This is a genomic window from Sandaracinaceae bacterium, assembly GCA_020633055.1.
GTDB lineage: Bacteria > Myxococcota_A > Polyangia > Polyangiales > Houyiibacteriaceae > JADJJE01.
Genome location: JACKEJ010000021.1, coordinates 1 through 9,880, shown reverse-complemented (window position 1 = coordinate 9,880; position 9,880 = coordinate 1). Strand labels below are relative to the sequence as shown.

Annotated in this window: 6 protein-coding genes; 1 reads left to right on the top strand and 5 read right to left on the bottom strand. The window is 74.0% G+C overall.

Annotation, left to right across the window (positions count from 1 at the left end):
• A partial coding sequence (locus H6726_32640) for a transposase domain-containing protein (GenBank protein MCB9662433.1) occupies nt 1-162 on the top strand: 162 nt, incomplete at its 5' end.
• A gap of 271 nt (nt 163-433) precedes the next feature.
• Here the strand turns inward: H6726_32640 and H6726_32635 are convergent.
• From H6726_32635 to H6726_32615, 5 genes are all read right to left on the bottom strand, one after another.
• Nucleotides 434-922, bottom strand: coding sequence for a hypothetical protein (locus H6726_32635; protein MCB9662432.1), 489 nt, complete (start codon nt 920-922; stop codon nt 434-436).
• Nucleotides 923-945: 23 nt separating this feature from the next.
• Nucleotides 946-4,560, bottom strand: coding sequence for a PD40 domain-containing protein (locus tag H6726_32630; protein ID MCB9662431.1), 3,615 nt, complete (start codon nt 4,558-4,560; stop codon nt 946-948).
• Complete coding sequence (locus H6726_32625; protein MCB9662430.1) at nt 4,557-5,159, bottom strand: DUF1318 domain-containing protein; 603 nt, start codon at nt 5,157-5,159, stop codon at nt 4,557-4,559. Before H6726_32625 ends, H6726_32630 begins: the two co-directional genes overlap by 4 nt.
• Nucleotides 5,156-9,310, bottom strand: coding sequence for a hypothetical protein (locus tag H6726_32620; protein MCB9662429.1), 4,155 nt, complete (start codon nt 9,308-9,310; stop codon nt 5,156-5,158). The genes H6726_32625 and H6726_32620 overlap by 4 nt, the downstream gene beginning before the upstream one ends.
• 7 nt (nt 9,311-9,317) lie before the next feature.
• A partial coding sequence (locus H6726_32615; GenBank protein MCB9662428.1) for a leucyl/phenylalanyl-tRNA--protein transferase occupies nt 9,318-9,880 on the bottom strand: 563 nt, incomplete at its 5' end.

Genomic DNA, 9,880 nt, shown 5'->3' with positions numbered 1-9,880 from the left:
ATCACTTGCCGCAAGCTCGGCATCTCGCCCCGCGCCTACCTCCGCGACGCGCTCACGCGCCTCCTCCGCGGCGACAAGGATCTCGACGCCATGATGCCCGACGCCTTCGCGCAGCGGTTGCGTGCTGCCAAGCAGGACGTCCCCGAAGATCTCGCCGCGTAGCGCCGGGCGACTGCGGCCGGTCACGACATCAGCGCCCTGTCAACCGAGCGGGCGCCCCATTCGGACGTCGCTGACGGAGGGGATACGATGGAGCCGACGCGCTCGGCCGCCCAGTCTCGGCACTCTCCGCGAGTAACGCCGTCGACGTGCGGCGGCCAAAGGAACATCGACGCGCCCGTCCAGCACGGGGTCCAGACGAGGCGGCGGCGCCCCGAGGTGAGGGAGCGCCGCATGTGATGCTGCGAGCGGCGGAGGGCCGCCGCTCGCGGGCTCAGTCGAAGCCGCCGTCGTCGATGAAGTCCTTCAGCGCCTGGAGCGTCGCGGCGGGCACGCTGCCCACCCGCAGCGTCTCGTCCGCGATGGCGTCGGCGGTGCAGTCGGGGAAGCCGGGGACGCTGAAGGTGGCGCGCACGGTCGGATCCAACACGGCAACGATCAGGCTGGTGGCCGAGCTCTCACCCACGAGCGGGACCCCGTTGCAGCCCGCGAAGTTGCCCTCGAGGCCTGCGGCGTTGCCCTGCAGGCTGGTGAACGCGGTGGTGCGGCTGGTCCAGTCCTGGGTGGTCTCCGTGCCCTGCACGAAGCCGGGGGCCGTGGGGCTGTGGCAGTCGGCGCACATCTGGAACGTGGCGCTGCTGTAGAGGTCGCCGAAGGGGTCCGGCGGCGGCGGGTCGATGGGCTCTTCCTCGCATCCGCCCGCGGGAGCGAGCAGACCGATGAGCACCAAGGCGAAGGGGAGGGTCCGATGACGATGGCCCATGATGGCTTTCCTGTTCTTTTCGACTACGGCGCGCGCAGGCGCAGCAGGGAGAGGTACAACGAGAAGCGTAACCGGTCTTGGCGCCACCGGGGACTGGGGAAGCGCGTCATGAACGTGTACGACGCGAGCAGCAGCGGCTCCAGCTCGGTGCTGAGTCCGGCTTGCTCGACCCCGTGGAACAGCACGAGCTCGGCCAGCACCCGCTGCAGCCCCAGGCTGACGTCCGTGACGACGCTGCCCGTGCGCTCGTTGAACAGCGCGATGCGCGCGAGGCCCTCCTCGGCGTGCCGCGTGGCGCGGCGCAGGTCGCCCTCGACGCGGGCTACAATCGCGCGGCGCAGGGACACCTGGGCCAGCGGCATCAGATCGTCGTCCGAGTCGCTCTCGTCGAAGAAGCCGCTCAGCAGCCGCTCCCGGTGCTCCAGCGCGCGCTCGGCCTCGTCGTGACGGCCCAGCCCGGCGAGCGCCTCGGCGCGCAGACCCGCCAGCAGCGCCTCGTACCGTGCGTGCCCGTAGACGTAGCGATCCAGGAGCGAGCCCTCGGGGCGTGACTGCAGGTCGCGGTGGGCGCGCAGCAGCGCGTCTCCCTGGTCCAATGCCTCGAGGGCCGCGGCGTGCTGCCGGAGGGAGAGGCGCTCGGCGCTGAGGCCGATGAGCGCCTTGAGCCGGTTGACGGGCGTGCCGTCCTCGCCAGCGAGCGCGTCCAGGAGCTGCTCGTACCGCGAGGCCGCCTCGCGGTGTTGCCCCAGTCGAGCCAGCTGGAACGCGAGCTGGTCCAGGGCCAGCGCTCGGTACCGTCGCAGCCCCGGGTGAGCGTCCACGAACGCGAGGGCCGCCTGCGCTTCGGCGACGGCGCGCTCTTGCCGGCGCGCGTGGAACAGGCTGCGCGTGAAGGCCAGGTGGTGCGCCAGCTGGGACTCGGGTCGCGGGAACGGCAGGCGGGCGCGGCGCTCCATGTGCTCGATGGCGCGACGGTGGTTGCCGAGCGAGGCCTGCAGCGTGCCCAGGGCCTGCAGCAGGGCAGCGCGGGCGCGCGGGCGCGCGTGCGCGAGATCCAGCGCCAGCAGGTAGTGGTGGTTGGCCTCGGCTCCGGCCACGCGCGAGCGCTCGCGCAGCGCCTGTTCGTGGAAGACGTAGCCCCACAGCTGGTGCACGGTGACGTCGCGCGGGTGCGCCTCGTCCACGCGGGCGATGAGCGCCAAGCAGCGCGCGACGGCGGCGGCGAAGCGCTCCCGGCCTGCGTCTCCGCGGGGGATGCTGGGGAGCTCGCGCGCCTCGATGTACGCCTGCGCGAACAGGAACGCGGGGTCGTCCGGCGTCCTCGCGAAGCGGTCCGCGTAGAAGGCGCGCATGTCCTCGCCCTGCGCCACGCGCGCCTCGATGAACCCGGCGTGCGCGTCGAACATGCCGGCGTTGCGGCTGGCCTGGAAGAAGTAGCCCGCCGCCTCGCGCAGATCGTTCTCGTGCAGCTCGCCGTAGGCGCGCTCGAGCACGATGGCGCGGTAGAGCTCTTCTGCGTAGCGCCGCTCGGGCGCGTCCGGTCGGACACCGCTCGCCCACGTGGTGGCGAACTGGTACTGCAGGTACTCGCTGCCGTGCCGGGACGCGAACTGCACCGTGCGGAGCGCGATGGCGCGGCGCCGGTCGGGGTCCTGGTCGGCGGTGTAGAGCGTGAAGAGGCGCTCGCGCGCGGCTTCCTCCACGCGCCTCGTGGCGGCGGCGAGCTCGGCTTCCTCGCCCAGCTCGCGCGCGTCCGCATTCTCGGGCAGCGGGTCCAGCAGGGTGCGCAGCGCGAGCTCCACGTCCAGCATCAGCGCCAGCTCGCCGCCATCGGGAACGCTCGCGCGCAGGTTGGCCAGCGCGGCCGACCCCGCCGCACGGCCGCGGCCCCGCGTCAGCTCGGTGGTCACGTCGATGGCCTGCACCACGTGCTCTTGGACCGTGAGGGCGGGGTGGCCGGCGAGGGCGGCGCGCACGGCCACCAGCGCGTCCCGGTCGGCCAGGTGCCCGTACAGACGCGCCGCGTGCGCGCCGTAGAGCCGCAGCGTGTGCGCGTCGGTCAGGCCCGCTACGCGCTGGGTGCGGAGTTCTTCCAGGAGGCGCAGGGCCTCGGCCTTGTCCCCCAGGTCGTCCAGCAGCTCACTCGCCACCAGCACGGCGAGCCCGCACGTGTCCTGTGTGGGGGAGACCGCCGCGCCGGACGTGCCTGCCCCCACGCTCGCGAGGGCGGCGGGACACAGCTGCGCGACGGCGCTCAGGCGCTCGCGTTCGCTGTCCACGTAGGCGCGGCTCAGCTGCCCACGCGCCAGCGCCAAGTCCTCGCGGCGGTGACGGGCCAGGGCCTCCATCAGCTGCGCCCACGCGCCCTGCTCGCTCGCCCCAGCGCGCGCTTGCAGCAGCGACGCGTAGTACACCGAGGACTCGTACTCGCGCAGGTCGAGGTGCAGGGCGATGACCTCCTGCAGCGCCGCGCGTCGCTCGGCGCCCTCGGGCAGCAGCACCAGCAGGCGGCTCGCGACCAGCAGCTGCGCCCAGCGGTCGCGCGCGACGTGCAGCTCCGCGCGCAGGCGCGCCACGTCCCAGCTCTCCGGGACCACCCCGTCCAGCGGCAGCGCGTAGATGTCGAGCGAGCCGCCGTGTGAGCAGGTCATCAGCAAGCGGTGCTCGGTCGGGGAAGGGTAGTGGCAGTTCCAGCGCGAGCTGGTGAGCTGCTCCGCGGACTGACCGGCGAACGGGTCGGCGCGGGACGGGTCGAAGCCCACGCGCGCGATGACGCTGTTGTCGCGCCCGTCGATGACGCCGTCGCGGTTGGTGTCGTTGAGGTACTGCGAGAAGTAGATGTGGTGCCCATCGCGCGAGAACGCCGGGAAGCCCGACACCCCGGGGAGGTCCGGCACGAACACCGCCGCGCGACCGCCCGCGCTCCCGTCGGGCATGGCGATCACGTGGATGCCGCGGCCTACGCGGCTGGCGAAGCTCACGCCGATCTCCGGGCTGCGTGCTTCCACCGCGATGTACGCCAAGCGCGCCCCGTCCGGCGAACGCGAGAGCCCGATCACGTCGCGCTCCAGCAGCGTGCGCGGCGCGCCGCCGCGGGCCGAGATGGACTGGAACGTGAACCCCCCGTGCAGGTCGCGCCGCGACAGAACCCCCAGCGTGTCGCCGTCGTCCAGCCACATGACCTCGAGCTCGGCGGTCTCGTCGTCCGTGACGCAGCGCTCGGCGCCCGCCGGCAGCGTGCGCACGCACACGTCGCCCTTGGAGTCGTGCACGAACGACACGTAGGCCAGCCGGCGTCCGTCGGGGCTCACGCGCGGTAGCGCGTGGTCCCCCAGGGCTTCGAACACGCGCACCGGCGCTCCGCTCGGGGGAGACTGCACCAGCACCTCGGTGGTGCCCAGCTCGTCGCCCACGAAGTACAGCGCGTCGCCCACCTCGGCGTAGCTGGCCATCAGGTGGTTGTTGTGCCCCGCCGTCAGGCGCACTGGCATGCGCACGGCCAGCTCGTCCTCGAGGCCGTCCAGCCCGCTCGTCTGCGCCGTCGCGCGCGCCGTCCACGCGCCGCTCGGGCCCTGCACCAGGGGGAACACGAGGCCCAGCGCGAGCCCCGCGAGGGCGGCCGTCTGCGCGCGCCTCACCGCTCGCACACCTTCGCCTCCCAGCGGTCGGGGGCCGCCTCGATCATCGCGCCGCACGGCACGCGCATCAGGTGCAGCTCACGCCAGGTCTCACGCGCCCGCTCGGTGGAGGTCCCTTCGGCGCGCGTGCTGAGGAACTCCCACATCTGCCTGCGATGGAGGTTCTCGCGGGCCACCAGGCGCGCCAGCTCTTCGGCGTCCAGGTCCGCGCGACAGTCGTCGGGCCGCGCCACCAAGAGCCCGTTCACCGCCTCGCCGAGGCAGCGCGCGCCGAGCAGCGCCTCGATGCGCTCGTCGTCCGTCTCCGCGCGGGCCACCAGCTGCGCGACCACGCCCAGCTCGCCGCCCTCGCCGGTCTCCGCCAGCGCCTCGCGCGGGATGGCCTCGGGCCCCGGCTCGATGGCCGCGTCGTCCAGCTCGGTCTCGCGCTCCGGGTACTCGCCCGCCGCCTGGCGCTCGAGCGCGGTGTGCTGGCTCACGACGGCCACCTCGGCCCGCACGCAGCCCTGCGAGGCGAGCGTCATGAGCCCCGCCCCGACGGCGAGCACGAACAGGGGGCGGAGGCGCTCAGTCGTCGGCATCTGCAGTCTCGTCGTCATGGGGGTCTTCGTCGCTGGGGGGTCTCGCGGCGCTCGCCGGCCTCGTCGGTCTGGACGGTGTCATCGGCCTGGCCGGCCTCACCCGCACGGCCGTCTCGTGGCGCACGTCGGTCGCGGCCACTCGTGTTCGGACGCACCTGGACGTCGCGCTCGGGCTCACGGAACAGCGGGTCCACGATGGGCGCCACGTAGTCGTCCAGCAAGGGCGCGATGGGGATCGCGCGGATCGCCTCGATGCTCGCGATGCCGGCGATGCCGCCCAGCTGCAGGTCCAGGTCCATCAGGCCGTCTTGGATGCGCGCCTGGAGCGTGCGCGGATGTCCGAAGGGGAGCAGCGCGCGCACGGTGTTGACGTCCGTGTCCTCGCGGTACGGGTCGAGCACGTTCAGCAGGGCCTCGAGGTGCGTGCGGCTCATCCGCACCAGCTGGAGCGACCCGTCGAGCGCCAGGGACTCGGGCGCGAAGCGCAGCGCGAAATTGGCGTCCAGCACGTCCTCCGCGTCGCGCCCCTGCACGCCGGTCGCGTTGCCGCGCATCGTCACGTAGGCCGCGCCCCGGCGGATGTCCGCCTCGAGCTGCGCCGTGACCACGCCCCCGCGATAGCCGAGCTGCAGGCGGTCCAGCGCGAAGGTGGTCCCCTCGATGCGCAGGTTGCCCGCCAGGGGGCCCAGCACCTGGTCCGCCAGGATGACGCGCCGCGCCGACAGGAACGCGTCGCGATCCAAGAACGGCTGCACGTCGGGGAAGCGAGAGCGGCTCAGCGGGTTGGTGCGGGCGCTGGGCTGCAGCGTCACGCCCGCGGGCGTGACGGTCACGACCTCCTCGATGGGCACGTCGCACGACAGCTCTTCCACGACGAGGCCGACGCGCAGGTCCACCAGCGACACCGCCTGCGCCACCATGCGGGCGCTGATGCGGAAGGTCGCGAGGTCGCCCGACTCGATGCGCAGGGGCACGCGCAGGGTCCCCTCCGCGCGCTGGGCGAAGCTGGTCCCCGAGAGCGCCATCAGGTCCTGCTCGAAGGTGCCCAGCAGCGCCAGCGCCTCGCGCCCGTAGATGGCGGCGGCGGCGTGCGCTTGGCGACCGGCGCGCACCTCGCTCAGCTCGCCTTCGTAGGCACCCCGGAGCTCGAGGCGACTGCGTCCCGCGGGGTTCGAGAGCGTGAGGGACGTGAGCGTGACGCTGATGGGCGTCGTGTCCGCCTCGGCCACGAGGCGCAGGTTGGCGACGGGGTAACCCTGCTGGAACGTCTGCGCGATGTGACGGGCGCGCAGGTCGAGCGCGATGTGCGCCGTGCTCGGGTCGTCCAGGTCGGGCAGCGTGAGCGCGACCTGTCCCTCGAGGTCCGACACCTCGGCCGTGTCGCGGCCGCTCACGACCGACACGTGCGGCAGGCGCGACGTCACCGTGACGTCGGTCAGCCCGGCTCGCTCCTCGGCGTGCGCGGTCACCGTGGCGCTCGGGGCGGACACGGAGAGGCCATCGGGCGTGCCGTAGCGTAGCGCGCGCAGGGTGAGCGTGAGGTCTTGCTGGCCCCGCAGGGCGCGCCCGAGGTCCACCACCAGCGGCAGCACCTGTCCTGCGCGCGCAGGGCGGGAGAGCGCGTCCACGATGCTGCCCCCGCCCTCGAGGTGCAACTCGTCGAAGTCCAGCTCGACCCCCGGGGCGAGGTGCGGGCGCACGAGCGCGGCGAGGTGGTGAGCGCTGCCCTCCACGCGGTGCTCGAGGGTGCGCCCGTCGTCGGCGAGCCCAGCGCGCAGCGTCAGCGCGACGTCCGGACGGGGCACACCGTCCGCGCCCAGCTCGGCTTCCGGCTCACCCACGCGCGCGTCGAGCGAATACACGTGCGCGCGCAGGTCCGCGCTCGCGCGCGCCCGCAGCGGGTGCACACCCGGGAACGACTCGCCCCCGGTCTCGAGGTCTGCCACGCGGCCGTCCACGCTCGCGGTGTAGGCGCCGCCGCTGCCGACCACGTCCACGGCCAAGCGGGGGAGCGCGAGCTGCGTGTCGCCCGTCGCGACGTGCCCCACGCGCCCTTCGACGTGCAGGCGCCCACGAGCCCGCGGAGGCGCGAGCGCGTCCAAGTCGTCCGCGCGGACGGTCAGCGCCACCGCGCGCACGGTGAGCGGCGGTTCGCCCCGCTCACGCGTGGTGAGGGCGGCCACGGGCACGTCCCCGTCCACCTCGCCCGTGCCGAAGTCGATGTGCAGGCGCGGCGCGAGTCCACGCACGTCGCCCGAGGTGCCCCCCGCCGAGAAGCGCGCGTCGGTGTCGAGCGCGACGTCCAGCGCGCCTCCCAGGCCCAGCCAGCCGCCCCCGTCGAGCACCAGCCCGTGCAGCGACACGCGCGTCCGCAGCGCGTCGGTGCTCACGCGGTCGCGCCCGGCGCGCGCCGTAACGGCCTGCGCGTCCAGGCTCAGCTCGCCGCGCAGCGCAGCACCCGTGAGGGCCGCGCGCGCGAGTCCCGGGCCCTCGGCGCGCGCGGTGGGCGCCGTCAGCGCCACCTGGTCTCCGCCCGCGCCAAGCGAGAGCCGCGCCAGCGACACGGTCAGCACGTCGTTCGCGCGCGCGTCCGTGACGCCTCCCGCACCACTCGCCGTCCCGCGCGCCTCGCTCGGGGGCGCTCCGGCGGCGTCCGCGCCGTTCTCTCCACTCACCCAGCGCGTGTCCATCGTCGGGCCCGCGAGGTGCAGTGACAGCGCTTCGCCTTCCACCGACGCGCCCTCGGGGCCCTCACTCTCGCGGTACGCCAGTCCGCCCGCCGAGAGGTCGAGGGCATACGTGTCGAAGCGCTCGAGCGACGTCGCGCGCGTGGTCAGCGTGAGCTGTGCGTCCTGCACGCGACCCGCGGGCCAGCGCTCCTCCACCACGGCGCTGCCCAACGACGCGCGCAGGTCGATGTCCCCCGCGACCCCGTCGGGACCCAGCGTGGCGTCACTCAGCGCGAGCGTGGCGCGGAAGCCCTCGGCCGTGACGCCCGGGACAGTCACGGGGAGCGCCTCGAACCCCACCTCGAGGCGGCCGCTCGCGTGGCGCAGGGTGGTCGGGGTGTCGTCGCGGATCTCCCCGGTCACGCGCCCCTGCGCGAGCCCGCCCAGCACCGACGGTACCGTGAGGTCGAGCGAGGTGCGCCCTTCGTCCTCGTGGAAGGTGAGCCCGAGCGTGAGCGCGGCCTGCAGCGGCAGCTCGGTCTCCGGCACCAACCCCGGCTGCGGCCAGGCCTCGAGGGCGACGCTCAAGCTGGCGTCGTCACGCACCGCCAGCTCCACCCCCACGGCGAGCTCGGTCCACAGGTCGAGCGCCGCGCGCAGCGGCTGTCCCTCCGCGTCCAGCTCGGTGCTGGCGGTCTGCATCAACGAAAGGCGTGAGCGCGCGCCCTCGGGTGAGCGCAGGGCCAGCGCCACGTCCAGCTGCGACGGCCCTGCGTCCGCAGGCGTCGACTCGTGCAGGTGCCCCGTCAGCGTCAGCCCGTCCAGCGTCGCCCGCGAGACGACGACGGGCCCGCTGACCTCGGTGATGGTCGCCTGCCGCAGCTCCACGGTCGCGCCGTCCACCGCGACGCCCAGCCCGCGCAGCAGGCCCAGCAGCTTGGATGGTTCGAGGGGCGCTGCCACCTCGTCCGGGTCGCTCGGGAACAGCAGGTCGAACGTGCTGGTCTCGGCGTCGCGCACCAGGTGCAGCTCGACGCCACCCGCGCGGACGTCGGTAACGTGCACGCGCCCGTCCAACAGCGCGTCCACGTCGAGGGAACCGTCCAGCGCGTCGACGGACAGCCAGTTGGGCGCGTGCTCGGCGAAGCGCTCCGGCTGCTGGAGCACCAGCCCCTCCGCGTGGATCGTCCCGTCCCGGAGCGACACCGCCAGTACGCGGTAGTCCAGCGCGAGCCCGCCGTGCTCGAGCGCGGCCGCCACGACGTGCGGCTTGATGCGCGGGTGGTGCAGCGCGCCCAGCGCCACCACCACGAGCCCGGCGGCGGCCACCACGAGGAGCAGGCCCAGCACCAACAGCCGCAGCGCCCACGAAAGGACGCGGCGCGCGCGCCTCGGCTTCGCCTTTTCCGTACCCGTGGTCCCCGCGCCGAGCGCAGCTGGCCCGGGGGCCGTCGGACTCCCCGCGGCGTCGACCTCGTGCTCTTCGGGTGGCGTGGGCAAAGCAGCCCTACGATAGCGCGTCCGCGGGCGTCGGCCCGAGGTTCCTCAGCACTTCGGCGGGGGTCGCGTCCAGCGTCCACACGCCGACCCGCGTCGGGTGCGCCACCGCCTCGCGCAGCACCGCGAGGAAGCGCGCACGCGGCCACTCGACCGCACCGAAGCTGGCCAGATGCGCGGTGGGCACCTGGCAGTCCACCAGCTCGATGCCCCAGCGCACGAAGTGCGCGAGCGCGGTCACGAACGCCACCTTCGAGGCGTCTGGCCGCAGCGCGAACATGGACTCACCGAAGAACGCCCGCCCGAGGCTGACCCCGTAGAGCCCGCCGACCAGCTCGTCCCCCTCGTAGGCCTCGATGCTGTGCGCGAAGCCGAGCCGATGCAGGCGCGCGTACCCCTCGAGCAGCTCGTCGGTGATCCACGTGCCGCGCTGCCCCGGCCGGGGGACCGTCGCGCAGGCGCGCATCACGTCCTCGAAGCGCGTGTCGGCGCGGACGCTGTAGCGCCCCCGCTGCACCTGCTTGCGCAGCGTGCGCCCGATGACCGCGTCCCGAGGCCGCAGCACGAAGCGCG

What these genes read in the sequence shown, in the direction of transcription:
- H6726_32635 (MCB9662432.1), bottom strand. Translation starts at nt 922, where the DNA reads ATGGGCCATCGTCATCGGACCCTCCCCTTCGCCTTGGTGCTCATCGGT.
- H6726_32625 (MCB9662430.1), bottom strand. Translation starts at nt 5,159, where the DNA reads ATGACGACGAGACTGCAGATGCCGACGACTGAGCGCCTCCGCCCCCTG.